This is a genomic window from Ditibartonella apis (assembly GCF_001952075.1).
GTDB classification, from domain to species: domain Bacteria; phylum Pseudomonadota; class Alphaproteobacteria; order Rhizobiales; family Rhizobiaceae; genus Bartonella; species Bartonella apis.
Genome location: NZ_LXYU01000003.1, coordinates 441,526 through 458,804, shown reverse-complemented (window position 1 = coordinate 458,804; position 17,279 = coordinate 441,526). Strand labels below are relative to the sequence as shown.

At 44.2% G+C, this 17,279-nt stretch carries 11 protein-coding genes and 1 tRNA gene; 4 read left to right on the top strand and 8 right to left on the bottom strand.

Going from position 1 to position 17,279, the window contains the following annotated elements; translation table 11 throughout:
- Positions 1–720: 720 nt before the first annotated feature.
- The 3 genes from secD to PEB0122_RS08885 all read left to right on the top strand — a co-directional run bounded on the left by secD (position 721) and on the right by PEB0122_RS08885 (position 6,160).
- Positions 721–3,267 carry a protein translocase subunit SecD gene (gene secD / locus PEB0122_RS08895; protein ID WP_075916889.1) on the top strand — a complete coding sequence of 849 codons (2,547 nt, stop codon included), beginning with the start codon at positions 721–723 and terminating at the stop codon, positions 3,265–3,267.
- Between the two features lie 161 nt (positions 3,268–3,428).
- A complete protein-coding gene (locus tag PEB0122_RS08890) occupies positions 3,429–5,198 on the top strand; it encodes a cation:proton antiporter domain-containing protein (RefSeq protein WP_075916800.1) in 1,770 nt (589 codons plus the stop codon).
- Positions 5,195–6,160, top strand: coding sequence for a lysylphosphatidylglycerol synthase transmembrane domain-containing protein (locus tag PEB0122_RS08885; protein ID WP_075868615.1), 966 nt, complete (start codon positions 5,195–5,197; stop codon positions 6,158–6,160). Before PEB0122_RS08890 ends, PEB0122_RS08885 begins: the two co-directional genes overlap by 4 nt.
- Before the next feature lie 49 nt (positions 6,161–6,209).
- Here PEB0122_RS08885 and PEB0122_RS08880 read toward each other — a convergent pair whose 3' ends face one another.
- The 3 genes from PEB0122_RS08880 to PEB0122_RS08870 form a co-directional block, all read right to left on the bottom strand.
- Positions 6,210–7,229 carry a dihydroneopterin aldolase gene (locus tag PEB0122_RS08880; RefSeq protein WP_075916798.1) on the bottom strand — a complete coding sequence of 340 codons (1,020 nt, stop codon included), beginning with the start codon at positions 7,227–7,229 and terminating at the stop codon, positions 6,210–6,212.
- A gap of 25 nt (positions 7,230–7,254) precedes the next feature.
- Positions 7,255–7,827, bottom strand: a complete 573-nt coding sequence (locus tag PEB0122_RS08875) for an NADPH-dependent FMN reductase (RefSeq protein WP_075914244.1) — start codon at positions 7,825–7,827, stop codon at positions 7,255–7,257.
- A 97-nt stretch (positions 7,828–7,924) separates the two neighbouring features.
- Positions 7,925–9,490, bottom strand: a complete 1,566-nt coding sequence (locus PEB0122_RS08870; protein WP_075916796.1) for a TerC family protein — start codon at positions 9,488–9,490, stop codon at positions 7,925–7,927.
- A 485-nt stretch (positions 9,491–9,975) separates the two neighbouring features.
- On the opposite strand from PEB0122_RS08870, the gene PEB0122_RS08865 reads away from it, so the two are divergent.
- Positions 9,976–10,051, top strand: a tRNA-Lys gene (locus tag PEB0122_RS08865).
- Positions 10,052–10,369: 318 nt separating this feature from the next.
- Here PEB0122_RS08865 and PEB0122_RS08860 read toward each other — a convergent pair.
- The 5 genes from PEB0122_RS08860 to PEB0122_RS08835 all read right to left on the bottom strand — a co-directional run bounded on the left by PEB0122_RS08860 (position 10,370) and on the right by PEB0122_RS08835 (position 17,272).
- Positions 10,370–11,065 carry an amino acid ABC transporter permease gene (locus PEB0122_RS08860; RefSeq protein WP_075916794.1) on the bottom strand — a complete coding sequence of 232 codons (696 nt, stop codon included), beginning with the start codon at positions 11,063–11,065 and terminating at the stop codon, positions 10,370–10,372.
- Positions 11,062–11,787 (bottom strand): amino acid ABC transporter permease, encoded by a 726-nt coding sequence (locus PEB0122_RS08855; RefSeq protein ID WP_075916792.1) that lies wholly within the window; start codon positions 11,785–11,787, stop codon positions 11,062–11,064. Before PEB0122_RS08855 ends, PEB0122_RS08860 begins: the two co-directional genes overlap by 4 nt.
- Positions 11,788–11,891: 104 nt before the next feature.
- Entirely contained in the window at positions 11,892–12,701 is an 810-nt protein-coding gene (locus PEB0122_RS08850; protein ID WP_075916790.1) for an ABC transporter substrate-binding protein, read from the bottom strand.
- A 741-nt stretch (positions 12,702–13,442) separates the two neighbouring features.
- Positions 13,443–14,162 (bottom strand): M48 family metallopeptidase, encoded by a 720-nt coding sequence (locus PEB0122_RS08840; protein ID WP_075916786.1) that lies wholly within the window; start codon positions 14,160–14,162, stop codon positions 13,443–13,445.
- The gene (locus tag PEB0122_RS08835) at positions 14,162–17,272 is read right to left on the bottom strand and encodes a type I restriction endonuclease subunit R (RefSeq protein ID WP_075916784.1); all 3,111 of its coding nucleotides are present in this window, start codon (positions 17,270–17,272) and stop codon (positions 14,162–14,164) included. Before PEB0122_RS08835 ends, PEB0122_RS08840 begins: the two co-directional genes overlap by 1 nt.
- Positions 17,273–17,279 lie beyond the last annotated feature (7 nt).

Below are 17,279 nucleotides of genomic sequence, written 5' to 3'. Positions count from 1 at the left end.
ATTCAAGCTTTAAATCCTGGTATAATTTCGAAAATAAACCGTTCCACCGGAAACAAAGTCATAATTTTTTCAATGGGTTATTTACGACGTTTGAATCAATAAACGAATGGAGCACAACTAAAAAAAATATCGATTTCACCCCATTATAGTTTTAGAGAGATTTAAGCTGGCGCACAAGCTGCAACCTGAACGTGACGATATGCCTTTCCGGCGATATAGTGCTTTATCGCACATAAGAAGAAGCTAAGCCATTTCGTTATATCATATTTCAATTCCGTATTTCTGCAATGTCCATGCTTTCCCCAAATGGCGCAACAAAAGCCCAATCATCAAGCTTTCTCTAAGCGCTTCATACACGAAAATTTTGCTTGCTCCGTTTTATAAAAGCAAGCTGCATTTAGCCGATAAAACCATATCGTCCTGAAATAAATTATCGTAAATCCAACTATAAAATTATTTTAGAAAAACAAAACAGTTAAAGGACCGGTCGTCAATTCAAGTTCCAATTCAGTGAGCCACTGACATCAAAATGAGCAGTATTCGCCGAAATGAGACATCCGTGTCGGAAATTGATGGCAAATAAATGGTAGATAGAATTTTCCTTACACGATAATACGTGTTATCAGCCTCAATGTTAAAAAATTGAAAAAGATGGTTCTTCTCTGCACCAAATCGTAATATAGAACGTGTTTTTCAGGTGCCAATTATTGGATGGATTTTATGCGAACACCACGCTGGCTAACAACTTTATATTTTGTCATTCTTCTATTGGGGATTCTGGTTGCATTACCAAATCTGCTCACTGAAAAACAGCTTGAATATTTGCCATCATTCATGCGTCAGACAAAAGTTGTTCTGGGGCTTGACCTGAGAGGTGGTTCTTCCCTCGTTCTTGAAGTCGACGCAAAATCGCTCAAACGTGACCAATTGAGAACAGCTCTTGATAATGTTCGTGGCAAACTTCGTGAAAAGCAAATCCAATCGACAAGCGTGCGTATGATCGGTGATTCGATTGTCGCCGTTATTCCCGATGCAGGGCAGCGCCAAACCGCACTGACAGCCTTGAAAGAGTTGGCGACTCCAATTTCTGCCGGCGCTTTTCGTGCTTCCGATTCCGATATCGATGTCGCCGAGCAGAACGACGCTATCCGTGTTTCGCTCACCGATGCAGGCATCAAATATCGTGTCAACAACGCGGTTGACCAAAGTCTGGAAATCATCCGCCGGCGCGTCGATCAGGTAGGTGTTGCCGAACCGAGTATTCAAAAAGTAGGTCTTGATCGTATCGAAGTTCAATTACCGGGTTTACAGGATCCGAAGCAATTGCGCGATCTTTTGGGAACGACGGCAAAAATGACATTTCACCTCGTTCCAACCAATATTGACATGAACAACCCGCCCGCCGGCGTTTCGATATTGCCAGGCTACACCGACGAAAACCAACGTTTTCCTATTTACGATCAAGTCTCGCTTGACGGCAGTGTGTTAACCGATGCATCGGCCGGTTTTGACCCGCAAATACCAGGAAAATCACTGATATCTTTCAAACTCAATACCATCGGTGCCAAGGCCTTTGCCGAAATTACACGCCAGAATATAGGAAAGCCGTTTGCTATCGTACTTGATAATAAAGTATTGACTGCCCCAACCATTCAAGGTGTCATTCCCGGTGGCAGCGGACAGATTACCGGTAACTTCACACCGAAAGAAGCTTCCACTCTTGCTGCCTTGTTACGTGCAGGTGCGTTGCCTGCACCTTTAACGGTGATTGAAGAGCGTACTGTCGGGCCTGATCTCGGAGCTGATGCCATCAGAATGGGGCTTTACACAGGTATTGCCGGATTTGTTCTCGTCGCGCTTTTTATCTTCCTCCTTTACGGCCTTTGGGGCATTATTGCCGACATAGCGCTTGCTCTTCATACTGTGCTGACATTTGCAGCGTTAAGCCTTATTGGTGCAACACTTACTCTTCCAGGAATTGCCGGTATCATTCTCGGCATCGGCATTGCAGTTGATGCGAATATTCTTATCAATGAACGTATTCGCGAGGAAAGCGAAAAAGGCATGGGGGCAATGGCGGCACTTGACCGTGGCTTCAAACATGCTTTTTCCACCATTATCGATGCGAATGTGACAGCCGCCATTGCCACCGTCTTGCTATTGTGGTTCGGCACCGGCCAGATACGCGGTTTTGCGGTTACAATGCTTCTTGGTATTGTAATTTCGCTCTTTACCGACGTAACGATCGTTCGCATCATTATGTCGTGGGTGGTACGTGAATGGAAAATTACAAAATTGCACATCCATTCATTTTTCAAATTTATCCCGCAACACACCAATTTCCATTTTATGAATGCCCGATTCATCGGCATCGGTGTTTCCATTTTCCTGTCAATCGCATCAATCGTTCTGTTTTTCAAACCCGGCCTTAATTTCGGCATTGATTTTATGGGTGGCAGCCAGATGGCAATCACGACCAAAGCTCCTGCCGATCTTGCTACATTGCGTTCCACACTCGGGCAATTGGGGCTTGGTGAAATTGCCTTGCAAAATGTTTCCAACCAAAACACCGTGCTCATCAGGGTTCAGCAGCAGGATGGCGGTGAAGCCCAGCAAACCGCAGCCATTGAAAAGTTGAAGACCTCTGTCAAAACAATCTATCCGGATGTCACTTTCGACCAGATAGAAGTTGTCGGGCCGAAAGTCTCGGGCGAACTTGCAACAGCAGGTTTTACCGCTGTCGTTCTCGCAGCAATTGCCATGATGTTTTATATCTGGTGGCGGTTTGAATGGTTCTTTGCTGTTGGTGCGATTGTTACCATTGTCCTTGATACAACGAAAATGGTCGGCTTTTTCGCGCTGTTCCAGCTTGATTTCAATTTGACAGCGATTGCGGCGCTGCTCACAATTGTCGGCTACTCGGTCAATGATAAAGTCGTGGTTTACGACCGTATGCGTGAAAATATGCGACTTTATAAAAAGATGGCTTTGCGGCAATTGGTCGATATGTCGATCAATCAGGTGCTTATCCGTTGTATATTTACTTCGACAACAACTGTTCTGGCCATGTTGCCAATGGCGATCTGGGGCGGTAGCGCGGTTCACAATTTTGCGGTTCCGATGGTTGTCGGCGTTATCATTGCAACATCGTCATCCATCTTCATTGCAGCACCGATCCTGCTTTTCTTGGGCAACTGGTGGCATCACCACCATGAAGGACGCGATCTTATCGAAGATAAGCCGCATGTAAATCCGGAGAAAGCATAATAAAAAATTGCGAAAAGCCGGTATGTACAGGTTTCTTCATACCGGCTTTTTTATAATCAAAATAATTGCCTTATGTCATAAGCTTAACACAAATCGTGTCTATAGCCACTACATATCGGAATAACAGAACTTGAAAGTCAGGGAGGGAATATCAGCCACAGATGATACAGGACACACCATTGGTGACAACAATTGTTGTGGGACTCTGTCTTGCATTTCTGTTTGGTGTTCTCGCCAATCGTTTACGAATCTCGCCACTGGTTGGCTATCTTCTGGCCGGTGTCATTGTCGGCCCTCACACCGGTGGCTTTCGTGTTGATTCACATTTGATCAATCAGCTTGCCGAAATCGGCATCATTCTGTTGATGTTCGGCGTCGGGCTACATTTTTCTGTCAAGGATCTACTATCGGTCAAGGCGATAGCCATTCCCGGTGCCATTGTGCAAATGGCGGTTGCCACATTGTTGGGTCTTTGCTTCGGTCTTTTCATGGGGTGGGGCTTTGGCGGTGGCGTCGTCTTCGGATTAGCGCTTTCTACAGCAAGTACCGTTGTGCTCTTACGCTCTCTTCAGGAGCGTAATCTGATTGAAACAGAACGCGGACGTATTGCCGTCGGATGGCTTATTGTCGAGGATCTGGCAATGGTTCTCGCCTTGGTGCTTATCCCCGCCCTATCAACTTCGTTAGGTGGAAACGTTGCGGGCGAAGCCGACCCGCTGGCGCAATGGTTGCAATTGGGGCTCTTCGGAACAATTCTTTTGACAATTGCCAAAGTTGTTCTGTTTATCATTGTCACTTTTGTCATCGGGCGCCGTGTTATCCCGTGGTTTTTGAAAATCTCCGCACAATCCGGTTCCAGAGAGCTTTTCCGCTTGAGCGTTCTGGCAATTGCCTTAGGCGTTGCGTTTTTTTCTGCGCATCTCTTCGGCGTTTCTATTGCTCTTGGTGCGTTTTTTGCCGGAATGATTATGAGCAGCTCCGAGCTTAGCCAGAGAGCAACAGAAGAAACCCTGCCCCTACGTGATGCTTTTGCAGTTCTGTTTTTCGTTTCGGTCGGAATGCTTTTCGATCCATCAAAATTGGTTACTGCGTTTTTCCCCCTTCTGGTTACACTCATCATCATTATCGGTGGCAAGTCTCTTGCAGCTTATGCCATTGTCCGTCTTTTCCACCGGCCATATGCAACAGCGCTGACAATCGGAGCGGGTCTTGCACAAATAGGCGAGTTTTCCTTTATTCTTGCAGGTCTTGGAACTGCATTGGGAATTATCAATGACGAAGCACGTGACCTTATTGTTGGCGGCGCAATCCTATCCATTCTTTTAAACCCGCTCGTCTCTATCGTTGCCGATAAAATCCGCTCTCGTCTCGAGACAAAAAATGGCGAAAATACGGTTCTTGATATTGGCGGGGACGATGAAAACGGGTTGGTCAAAACGGTAAAAACGAACCATATAATTCTTGTGGGCTTCGGCGATATCGGTGAAAGGATTGCCGTTTCTCTTCAAAATTTGGAAACGCCTTTCGTTATTATCGACAATAATGCCGAGGCCATAAAAAATGCCAAGGAACAGAAAAACGAAGCAATTCTCGGCAATGCCGCCAATGCGGAAGTGCTTGAAGCCGGCAATTTGAGCACGGCACGACAACTTGTCATTTCAACGAAAAGTGCAATTGATGCTGCAAAGATTGTTGCCGAAACTCGCAAATCAAATGCAAAAATAGACATCATCGCCCATGCTGTAACGGACATGGAAACGGCCTATTTAAAAGATATGGGTGCGAATACCATAGTGACGGATGACGAAGAAATCGCTAAAGGTATGTTAAAACATTTGCGCTATTGCGATGGGGACACAAATGTGCCTTCTAAAGACCGGACATCGCCAGATATGGTGAAAAAGCCGGAAAATACGAGTGGAAACGCATGAAACTGAAGAAATATATTTGGCCGCTTATCGGCGTCATCGCAATGGTGGTTTCCATCTATATTCTCTACCATAAATTATCAGCGATTTCCTTTGCCGATATCACTAACCGCCTTGGCGCACTCAGCCCGCATCACTGGGTTCTCGCCGGTTTTTTTGCGCTGCTCGCCTATGCGGCTCTTGCCGGTTACGACCGCATAGCATTGCAACATTTGGGAAAGAAAATACCGCTCCACTATATCGCCATTTGTTCATTCACCACTTACGCGCTTTCCCATAATATCGGCGCATCGGTTTTTTCTGGCGCGGTTGTACGTTATCGCGCTTACAGCAAAAAAGGGTTGACGGGCGTTGAAATAGCCGTGCTCGTGGCTTTTTGTTCTTTCACTTTTGCTCTTGGGACAATTCTTCTTTCCGGCCTTGTACTGGTTATCCGCCCCGATCTGGTAACACTCGTCCATGAAGGAATTCCCTCATGGCTCGCCATTACAATCGGCGTAGGCATGCTGACATTTGTCGGGCTTTATATTTTAGGCAGCCTGTTGCAGTTGCGCCCTTTAAAAATTGGCAAATCGTTCCAGATTTCTTATCCCCATTTCAGCATTGTCGTTCAACAATTAATCATCGGACCACTCGAGTTGATCGGTGCTGCCGGCGTTATCTACGCGACTTTGCCTGATGTCGGAAATCCCGGTTTTATCGTCGTACTCGGCGTCTTTCTAGCATCCTTTACAGTCACACTTTTATCGAACGCACCCGCTGGCGGTGTCGGCGTATTGGAAGCCCTGTTTATGGCAGGCATGCCGAATATGAATCCGGCCGATGTTATTTCGGCTTTGATTGTATTCCGCCTGCTTTATCTCATCATTCCGCTTGTTATTTCGCTGTTCTTCGTTGCAGCATTCGAAATCAGTCAATATCGGCAGCGCAATTCCAATATCGAAAACAACTCGCCAAAAAGCTGAAAAGCTGAGCTGCAAAAAAGCGGATTACATAGGCTGAAAAGAGGATAGTTCAGGCCTTCTTCCGATATCGCTCGATTTCCACTCCAACGGCAGCTGGGCCGAGTTCTAGCTTGTCTACACGCACAATCACCCTTTGAACCCGTGGATAAGCAAGAATGAGTGCGGCAATGCGTTCAGCCAATGTTTCAACCAGTTCGACATGTCCGAGGGAAACAAGATTCTTGATGCCATCAAGAATAAGATCATATGAAAAGATATGTCGCATATCTTCGGGATTTGAAGACAAGCGTTCAACATCGGCCTTGATGTTGAAACGGACTTTTTGTTTATGCCCATATTCGCGTTTATAGGCACCAATTTCCATCGGAAGGATAAAATCCTCAATGATAATACGGTCGGTTCCTAGTCCGGTATCGCCATCGCTTTGTTCCTGCCCGCTGTCAAATGGCAAAAGTGCGCGCATTAATGAATTGGTTTCATCATCACCAAATTGGCCGGACTTGATAGGATGCCTGACGACAAATCCCAACCAGTCGGGGGAATACGGCAAGAGACGCGGTATATCGGGCGCTTCGATCATTCCAAGAACGCCGGCTTCCAGATTGGACGCTCGTGATTTTTCCATGAACTGGCCGATATTTTCGATTTTCATCTGGCTTAGAATGGTCTGCTCCATATCTCGCGGCTGAAGCAAAATACCGCTAAACCCCAATGCGCTAATAATCGGAATCAATGAATTGTTTGGTGAATCTCCCGCTTCCATCGACGCTACCAGAGGAAAACCGCTACATTGAGTGATCAGTGTTTTATGAAATGCAGGAAGTTTGTCGGGAGAAGCTGAAACAACAATCCGGTTTGCTCCGCATTTTTCCATAACCTTGGCGGTCACCAGATGTGGATTTGAAGTTTTTACCCAGATTTGCGGAAAATAGTCGGGCATGTTCCTAAGTGTCGAACAAAGCTTTTGTATTTTTTGCAATGTGCCCGACAGCAAAACAATATCGGCGCGAACGCTAAAAGCAATCCGCGCGTCATTCTGATCTTCAAGTGCGACTAAAAACTTAGTCATCACATTTTCCGATATTCATGTCCAACTAGAATTTGGGGCGGATGTTTTTCAAAGCATTATTCATTTTGAATAGCTCGTCTAACACTGCTTGCGCGCCGCCTTCCATCGCTGCATTCGGCAGGAAATAACCGTTTTCATCAAGATATTGGGTATATTGCGGAATTGGTAATGTTTCCAGAATTGGAACCATTCTTACGGCATTGACCATCAAACGGGCTGTTTCCACGGCTCTAAGCCCACCCGAAATACCACCATAGCTCAGAAACGAAACCGCTTTATAGCTCCATTCATTAGCAAGATAGGTAACCGCATTGACAAAAGATGAAGGCGGCAAATGATCATATTCAGGAATAACAAAAATGTAGCAATCACCTTTTGCAATCAATTTGCTCCATTCTTTCGTGTGGGCGTGTTCGTATTGATGGAGACGAGGATGTTTCGGTTCATCAAATAACGGCAGGTTGATTGTAGCGAGATCGATCAACTCGACATCAAAATTTGAATGACTATCAGCGTATGAACAAAGCCAGTCTCCCAACTTCTTGCCTACGCGACCAGCGCGCGTCGATGTGACAATGATCTGCAAAAGTGGTTTCATTTTTTCTTTCCCTTCGATTGAGAAACTATTTTATACTTTAAAACTGTCTTTGTTCAATGACGCGTTTCTATCAAACACCGATTATTATCCAATAAAATTACTGGTCCTGTTTTTTAATTGGCGATATCAAAACTTTCGAAATATTGCGCCTGTCCATTTCAATCACCTTGAAATTGAACCCCTCGGCATCAAAATTTTCCCCTGTAGTAGGCAAATGTCCGAAATGCCATAACATGAAGCCGGCGAGAGTGGTATAACGATCATTCTCGTCCACGAGATCTTTCTCGAGATATCCACTCAACCGGCGAATATCGGCATAACCTTCAACCATAAAACTTCCGTTTTCAAGCTGTTCGGCTACAACCGGTTCGTCATCTTCGTCGGGAAAATCGCCAGCAATCGCTTCCAATATATCGGTTGGGGTTGCGACACCTTCAAACGAGCCATGTTCATCGACAACAATGGCAAGTTGTATGGGCGAGCGGCGTAATTTTTCCATTAAACGCAAAACACTTGTGTTTTCGTGAACCACCAAGGGTTGGCGCATGGCCTTTTGCCAGTCAATGTTTTTGCCTTCAGCAAGATCAAGCAGCAAATCTTTTGTCAACGCCACACCGACGAATTCATCGACCTTTTCGCGGGCAAGCACGAGACGGCTATGTTTGAATTGCTCGAGCTCGTCACGCATTTCCTCTTCATTGGTATCCAGATCAAGCCACTCTATCTCGTTTCGAGGAGACATAATCGAACGGACAGGCCGGTCGGCAAGATCAAGCACCCCACGAATCATCTGCTTTTCTTCGGGTCTGAAAATTTGCGACGAGGCTGCTTGTTCTGCAATCAAATCAACAGTTTCACCAAGATTGCCTTCTTTTTTACCTCCGCCCAAAAGCCTTAGAACCGCCCCTGCTGTGCGTTCACGCAAATCATTTGTCGAAATCAGTTTTTCTCGGTTGTGACGGCCAATCTGGTTGAATGCTTCGATAAGAACGGAAAAACCGATTGCCGCGTAGAGGTATCCCTTCGGAATATGAAAACCGAATCCTTCCACGATCAGACTGAAGCCGATCATCATTAAAAAGCCGAGACAGAGAATAACAACAGTGGGATGGCGATTGACAAATTCCATCAACGGCCCAGATCCCCACATCATGGCAGCCATCGCGATGATAACCGCCAGATACATCACCATCATCTGGTCTTTCGGGATCATACCCGTTGCAGTGATAATGCTATCCAGAGAGAACACTGCGTCAAGAACAACAATCTGCACGATGACCTGCCAGAAGACAGCGTGAGCCACAGGAGCTCCGGTTTCCTCGACCTCGCCCTCCAGTCTTTCGTGGAGTTCAAGAGTTCCTTTGGCGAGAAGAAATGCGCCGCCAACAATGAGAATCAAACTGTGCCAACTGAACGAGAAATTGCCAACCGAAAACAAAGGCTGGTCAAGTGTCATCACCCAACCCATAGCGGTTAAAAGTATCAACCGCATGACCAGTGCACAGCTCAACCCCGTCAGGCGGGCACGGTTTCTTACTTTAGCAGGAAGTTTCGTTGCCAGAATTGCGATAAAGACAAGGTTGTCAATGCCCAGAACGATTTCCAAAAAGATAAGCGTTACAAGGCCCATCCACGCATGGGGATTTGCGATCCATTCAAACATTCATCAATTCCCGGAAAAAGGCCGAAGATAGGAGAGAACTTGAGGACAAACAATATTGATCATGTTATTCCTCAAAGCCGTAGCCGGAAAAACGACGGAGAACGTCCATCCTTTTAACGGGTGCAAAAAACGTTTTGTTGCGTCGGGCTGTTAATTTCAACGCACAAGAAAAATTGATAGATTGATAATAATAAATTTTCCCCCGAAACGGCCTGTACCGCTCGATACTACAAGAAGGGTCTTCTGAATTTTGGTCGGGCATTACGCTCGATCGTCCTCTCTCTACCGGTAACAACCTTTGTTACACGCAATGAATGAAAGTTATATAATGAGACGTTTTCAGGTGAAGATCAAGATATTTTCTCAATCGTCAGAATGGACCATTCAACATAGAATAAAAAGGCAGAAAAAATAAAAATTTTCTATAGACATCATTCATGAGGAACGCTATAGAACCGCTATCCGTTGTTTGACAACGTCACTGTGGGTGATTAGCTCAGTTGGTAGAGCAGCTGACTCTTAATCAGCGGGTCACAGGTTCGATCCCTGTATCACCCACCATTTAAATCTCTGATTTATAAATGTTTTTTCAGACAGAAAAATTTTCCGATAACAAAGTTTGACACTTTTTTGAAGAGTTTGACAATTTATGTACTCTTTTTGTTCATTCTAGCGCCCAGTCTGATAACCGCCGCTTCGACCTTTTTACTCTTGTCGGCAGACCGTGAATAGTGCCGCGCCATTTCAATAGTTTTTTGCCCCAACGCATTGCCATGCCTATATTTTCGGACAATGTTTGAAAATAGTTAAACGGATCTGACTTGTTTTTCTAAAATTAACGCAGCGGAACCAATACACAAACTTAATCTGCAATGCCTTTCAGACAAACTGTCTTTCTTTTGAATAGTGTTTGTTGATGCGTTCTGCAAAAAAACTCAATGTCATACAGAGCACAAAGTAAACAATCCCTACGAATAGATAGATTTCTGTTGAATAAGCGCCTGTCAAGCGACCATCAATTTGCCGCGCCAAGGTCAGGAATTCTTGTGTACCAATGATGTAAGCCAACGACGTATCTTTCGTAAGCGAGATACATTGGTTGATAAATGATGGTGCCATACGTGGCAGTGCTTGTGGCAAAATCAAAAACCATAGAACTTTCCACCTATTAAATCCTAGTGCTAGTCCGGCTGCCCATTGATCGTCGCCAACGCTGCGCAGACCTGCTGCAACAGAATGACCAAGATAAGCCCCGCCAACCAAGGATAAGGCCAAAACAATAGTCTGTACTTTTGGCGCAGATATGCCAAGCGTCATGGGAAGCAAAAAATAGATCCAGAAAATTAACATCAAAATCGGGATTGCCCGGAAAAACCCGAGAATAGCAACCAGAACCAACTGACATTTCTGACCCGACATAACAAGCAGGATACCGGATAAAAGACCGAACAAAGCTGATAAGACAGCTGAAAAAACGCACAATAGCAATGTTAAAGCCAAGCCGCCTACTGGCCCATTTGGCCAAGCACCAATCATCAAATATTCCAAATTATCGAAAATGAACGAGAAGTTCATGCCTGAACCCTCCGACCGGTGCTTTTAAGCCGACGTGTTTCAATAATGCGTCCGATTATCTCGATAAGAGCAATGGTTATTAAATATAACACTGTCAAAATAAGATAGACAGGAAAAGCCAAAAGTGAACGCGTTTCAATTTGGCTTGCAACATAGAAAAGTTCAGCAACTCCTATTGAGGCTGTTAGAGAAGAGTTTTTTAAAGCCATCATATATTGGCCGAGCAGTGGTGAAAGGGCGTTACGTACCGCTTGCGGTAAAATTATAAAACGGAATGCCTGACTTCGCGTGAAACCAAGGGCATAGGCAGCAGATTGCTGATTTATCGGTACAGTCTTTATACCAGCCCGCAATTCTTCTGCGATATAGGCGGCTGTATAGAGTGCCAAACCAATAAATCCGTATATAAACTCATATGACGGCCAATTTAAAGTAACTGGGCCGAAAACCCATTGATGTGCATCCAGTAACCAAAATCTGATACTATCCGGTACAAAACGGCTGACCCCGAAGTACCAAAAGAAAAGTTGAACCAGCAATGGTGTATTTCGAAAAATCGCTATGTAAGCTTTGGAAAAAATATTGAAAGGCCAAAACGGGCTTATGCGCATGCTGCATAAGACGGCGCCAAGTAATGAGGCGGCGATACATGAAAGAATAGTAAGGGCAATGGTTACTTGATAACCGTTCCATATCCAGCCTAAATACTCGTGTGACAGCATGTGCTCTACTCAAAAGTTTTGCGTATAAATTTTTGTTCTTCGAACAGACAAAAGAGCCGATTGTGTCGGCTCCTTCGCTCAAGTTTTATGTCGGATGAAAAAAATTATTGTTTATCGCCGATCTTGAACAATCTGGGGAGCGGAGTTTTGCTATCGGGGCCAAACCATTTATTGTAAATTGTTTCCGCTTTTCCTGTCTTTTCCAAATCCAGCAGAGTTTCATTGACTACGGTCACAAGCGCAGTTTCACCCTTGGGTGCTGCTGCTGCCATGTAATCATTAGAAATGGTGAACGCCGGCACCTCATATTGATCTTTGTCGGGGACATTTGCCAATAAACCAACAAGCTTCGGACCATCTTGTGTGATGGCTTGCACATTTCCGTTTCGCAACGCAGCAAAAGCAAATGGCGTGTCATCGTACGTAATAATTGTTGCTGTCGGATACAAATTTTTCAGATTAATTTCATTGGTTGTACCTTTATCTGCTCCTATGCGCAAATTTGCCAGTTGGTCAGCTGATTTTAAAAAACCTTTTTTGGCAATAAATTGTTGACCCGAAGCAAAATAGGGAATGGAAAAATCAACCTGCTCGGCGCGCTCTGGAGTGACCGTAAAATTCGCCACAACCAAATCCACCTGACCTGAAGTCAAAAGAGGTATGCGGTTTGCCGGATTGGTTGGATGAACTTCCAATTTGACGCCAAGTTTGTCAGCAACAGCTTGAGCAAAATCAACATCAAGTCCGGTGATCTGTTTTGTTTTTTCATCAACAAAACCAAACGGTGGATTGCTATCAAAAGATGCAACTTTTAGAACGCCAGCTTTTTTTATGTCGTCAAGACGATCAGCATATGCGGCGCTAGTAAAAAGCACAAGAACTGCAGCCAATAATGTGGAAAAATAACGCTTCATGATGATCCTCTTCATCATAGTTGGAATGAGGTTTTCATTTTCTCCATTTTTAGCCGCAAGATAAGAAATATATTGCTAAACTCGCTGTTACAATTAGAAAAAAATTTTTAGAAAATGAATGTTTTAAGGTTACGCAAACCTAACCGGATTGCTACTGTTATTTTTGCAAAATTATGCTGTTTGAAGTGACTCTGTTTGCCGAAACAATTTGACGCATTTTGTTTAATCTCCCATCGTCATTGGTGTCAGCGCTCTGCTGTGCAGTTAATCAATTATCATCCCCTTACGCAATGAATGTAGGGGGATGTTCAATGCGCGCACTGGCTTCGGCGAAGTTCTTATTCACTCGGCAATATGTTTATAGACGTTGAGATAAACTATCTCATATGTGTGTGCTCAAAAAAATGCTGTTTGCTCAAGCGCCCTTGCTAGCTATCGCGATGGCAATTTTTTCATTCTTCCGTATTTATGGAGCGTCTATTGATAGGCACCACGGCAAAATGCAGATGCAGCCGAGCCGGTTGCAGCATCTTCCGAACCATCAGGACGGAACATACGAACATGGAAGGCACTCTGGAACGTCGATTTATACTAAATATTCTATACCATATCGACCTTTGGTAATTTCTCTGCACAAGAGTGATGCATATTTTTTAAAAAATTTAGAAATCAGTTAAAATGAAGTGCATAATAATAAACTATAGAATTTACTCATTGTGCATATTTTACGACATTTGAATATTAAACCGTTATGGACGGGTCTAAATAATCGAGCATCTCACCATTGAGTTCATTTTTTGCCGATCTCCAAGACGGATAGAAACGATCCATATATTTTCTGAATTTATCAGTATGATTTCTTTCAAGAAAATGCACCAATTCATGAGTAATAACATAGCTCAGAAATTCAGGCGATTTTTTTGCAAGTTGTAAATTTAACCAAATACGTCGACGTTCAGGAACGCAGCTTCCCCATTTTGTACGCATATTTTTGACATGCCATTCTTTGGCTTTCACACCTACGATTTGTTCGCATTTTTCCAAAATAGCTGGAATCGCGGATTTTAACTGTTCACGGTACCATGTGTTGAGAATGTTTTCACGTTGCACATCAGTGCTTTCCTTACGCACCTGTAGAAGAAGTTTGTTGCCAGATAGGTATACATTGTTACGGATTGATGAGTATGTAACTTCAAGACGGTATCTGCGCCCCCAAACATAGTAGCTTTCTCCTGAAACGTATTGCCGCTTGGTTTGCCTTGCCTGGTCAATAAAATTCTGCCTTTGCTTTTTTATCCAGGCAATTCTTGAAACGGCAAACAAGCGAAGAGCATCGTCTGACGTATTTTCTGGAACGACAATAGCAACCTTTCCTTCCGGCGGCAGGACACGAATATACATATTTTTGATATTCTTTTTCGTAACGCGGATATTCAAACCACCGACAACAATGCTATTCATCAGTATTCAGCCTGTGCGATAACTATTTGCATAAGTTCTTCGGTCTTGCGGTCATCCTTCACAATGGCTTTGATCTCACGCCGTATTTTCCGCTCTTTTATTTTGTTCCCGCGAAAATCAGCTTGCTTAACACTCAAAATTCCTTCGTCCAACGCTACGGCAGTATCTGCATCGTGGTTCAAATAGTCATAGAAGGCGCACCTTGCCTTACTATTACGGATGTTTTCCGGGTATGCTTCGCCGGATTCAGGTTTTTCAACTCTTGTAGCCAAGGCCACGATTTCCTGCAAATATTCTTCGTAATTCAAAACATCTTTTTTGCGCTTTGCTACCAATTCGCCCAGCAATTCCGACATTTTTTCATAATACGCAGGATTGCTCTGTCTTCTTTCGACAATTTCTTTTCCGATGTTATTTTCGATTGTCTCCGCAACTGCTTCTTGTTCCGCCTTAGTCTCAGAAGGCATGGCTGCTATTGCTGCTTGACCATTTTCTACAAGGAGTTGAACTAAAGGGATACCGCCGAAGGAATTGAGAACGCGACTGGGATCGGCAGATAAATATGTATCAATCAGATGACGCATGTCCGGATCATATGCTTTCAAGTCAACGTAATCGCCACTGGCTGCACGTACCACATCGCGGATTTTAATAAAATCCGTCACTTCCTTTTCCAGATCGCGAATTTCATCCAAAGAGTAGTTGAACACCTCCTTCAAGCTGCCGGAAACCTCGCTGAATGCGCGAAGTGCGGTAGCAGATAAAGAGTACAACTGCTCACGCTTTGGCAGATTTTCTTCCAGTTCATCAAGGTCAAAGTTTTCGGTATTGCTGCCACAGAAATAATGTATGTAGTCTACATCATTTCGTGGCAAAGGCACCGCCTCACATAATGCGTGCAGAGCTTCGAGTGTGTTGTCCAATTGTTCCTTGGCTTTGGAAAGACGATCTGAAAGTAGACCTGTGACATCTTCTTTATCATAGCTGTCAAAGGCTTCAGACGTATAGTCGCCCACTGCCTTTTCGAGAGAGCGAAATAGGTCCTTATAGTCAATGATATATCCGAAATCTTTATCTTCCCCATCCAATCGGTTTACGCGACAGATTGCTTGAAACAGACCATGGTCACGCATGGATTTGTCAATGTAAAGGTAAGTGGCTGGAGGAGCGTCAAAACCGGTAAGAAGCTTGTCTACAACTATCAGCAGTTTCATCTGATCAGGTTGTTTAACAAACTTCTCTTTTGCCTCGGCTTCAAATGCCTTCGGGTCTTTTCCTGCCAGCATATTCGTGTAGATCTCGTACTGCTCAACAGCCTCGGTTTCTCCGTCGTCGCCGACGGTTTCAGTACGGATATCTCCTGGATTTGGCTGATATGACGTTACAACAGCACATTTGCCTTTGAGAGGCGTGTCTTGGAATAATTCATAGAATTTGCAGGCTTGATATATGCTCGCTGCAACGAGCAGCGCATTTCCGCGCCCATCGTGCAGGCGCGGCTTCATTTCCATATCGAAAACTATATCACTCACGATACTGCCTAAGCGTTCTTTGGAACTGAACATTTTTTGCAAATTGCCCCAGCGTCGCTTGAGCTTGGCTTTAGCAACGGAAGTTAAACCTTTGGTTTTTGCATCAAACCACGCGTCGATTCTATCTTGTTGAACGACATGTTGTTCTACCTCACGGGCTTCATAGCGCAGATCCAGCACAACCTTATCACGCACCGCTTCATCAAATTTATAACGATGAATGTAGGGACCAAAAACTTCTATACTTTTTTCTTTGTCCTTTTTCATCAAAGGCGTTCCGGTAAAACCGACAAACGTCGCTTCCGGTAAAATGTGCTTCATAGCCTGATGGAGTTTTCCAGATTGGGTGCGATGGCATTCATCCACAAAAACAAAAAAATCGCCTTTCGGATGAAAGTCCGGGGGCAACGAGCGATTTATTTCTTCAATGAACCCGGCATAATCGCTCTTATCCTCGTCATTTTTTGAACTGTTTTTCCGGCCGAACTTATGAACGAGAGAACACATTAATACCGGGGACGTATCGTTGATTTTCTGTACCAATTCGCTGCCTCGTTTTATGCGAACAATGTGCTCGTCAACGCCCTGAAACACCTGCTCAATTTGCAGATCTAACTCTTCACGGTCGGTAATGATAAGGATACGGCTATCAGGTAAGTTTTCTTTTATCCATTTACTAAGCCAGACCATTGTTAAGGATTTTCCCGAACCTTGGGTGTGCCAAATAATACCCCCCTTATGTTCGCGCATATAAGCGCGGGCTTCCATAACACCAAAAAACTGGTTGGGACGACAGGTTTTTTTGGTACCGCTATCAAACACCATGAAGTTGTGCAATAGTTCAACGAACCGCTCTTTACGGCACAGGGAAATGAGATTTTTATCAAGACGTATGGGGTAATTTTCAATCTTCGCACGCACGGCGATAGAGATTTCATCTTTTATTACGTTTTGATCTTCACGCCATGAAAGATAATATTTTTCAGGAGTATTGATAACGCCATAGCGTAAACCTTCTGAATCGTTGCCTGCCATTACCAGACCGATCGTAGCAAAGAACGGCATTATCATATCTTTACGCTGATTGGTCAGATTTTGCCGAATGCCTTTGGACATAGACACTGTGCTCCGCTTGAGTTCGATAACAGCAACAGCTATTCCATTGATATAGAGTACCAAGTCAGGACGTTTGGTTTGTTTTCCAACACACGTAACCTCCTCGGCAATATAAAAATCATTTGCCAGTGGATGTTCCCAATCGATAAACTGCACAGTTATGTTTTTCTGTTCGGCAGATTCACTGATTTTTGAACCGTAACGAAGTTTCTTGTAAGTCTGCTGATTGAGATCATAGAGGCTTACCGATTGGTCGCCAACAGTGTTTTTGAGGTCTTTGAGAGCGCGAGAAATGAGTTGGGCTGAATAGCCTTTGCGGGTAAGAAAAGCCTTTAAGTACGTTTCTTCAATATTGTCGTGGACGCGATCCGAAAAATCGCCAAGATAACTATATCCAAGTTCCTCGACGAATAATTGGATAACTCTTTTTTGCGTTGCTTTCTCTCTTTGGCCTACGCTCATCTTACCC

Bases quoted from the DNA above. Each gene is read 5' to 3' on its own strand.
- secD (WP_075916889.1), top strand. From the start codon at position 721: ATGCGAACACCACGCTGGCTAACAACTTTATATTTTGTCATTCTTCTA.
- PEB0122_RS08890 (WP_075916800.1), top strand. From the start codon at position 3,429: ATGATACAGGACACACCATTGGTGACAACAATTGTTGTGGGACTCTGT.
- PEB0122_RS08885 (WP_075868615.1), top strand. From the start codon at position 5,195: ATGAAACTGAAGAAATATATTTGGCCGCTTATCGGCGTCATCGCAATG.
- PEB0122_RS08880 (WP_075916798.1), bottom strand. From the start codon at position 7,229: ATGACTAAGTTTTTAGTCGCACTTGAAGATCAGAATGACGCGCGGATT.
- PEB0122_RS08875 (WP_075914244.1), bottom strand. From the start codon at position 7,827: ATGAAACCACTTTTGCAGATCATTGTCACATCGACGCGCGCTGGTCGC.
- PEB0122_RS08870 (WP_075916796.1), bottom strand. From the start codon at position 9,490: ATGTTTGAATGGATCGCAAATCCCCATGCGTGGATGGGCCTTGTAACG.
- PEB0122_RS08860 (WP_075916794.1), bottom strand. From the start codon at position 11,065: ATGAACTTCTCGTTCATTTTCGATAATTTGGAATATTTGATGATTGGT.
- PEB0122_RS08855 (WP_075916792.1), bottom strand. From the start codon at position 11,787: ATGCTGTCACACGAGTATTTAGGCTGGATATGGAACGGTTATCAAGTA.
- PEB0122_RS08850 (WP_075916790.1), bottom strand. From the start codon at position 12,701: ATGAAGCGTTATTTTTCCACATTATTGGCTGCAGTTCTTGTGCTTTTT.
- PEB0122_RS08840 (WP_075916786.1), bottom strand. From the start codon at position 14,162: ATGAATAGCATTGTTGTCGGTGGTTTGAATATCCGCGTTACGAAAAAG.
- PEB0122_RS08835 (WP_075916784.1), bottom strand. From the start codon at position 17,272: ATGAGCGTAGGCCAAAGAGAGAAAGCAACGCAAAAAAGAGTTATCCAA.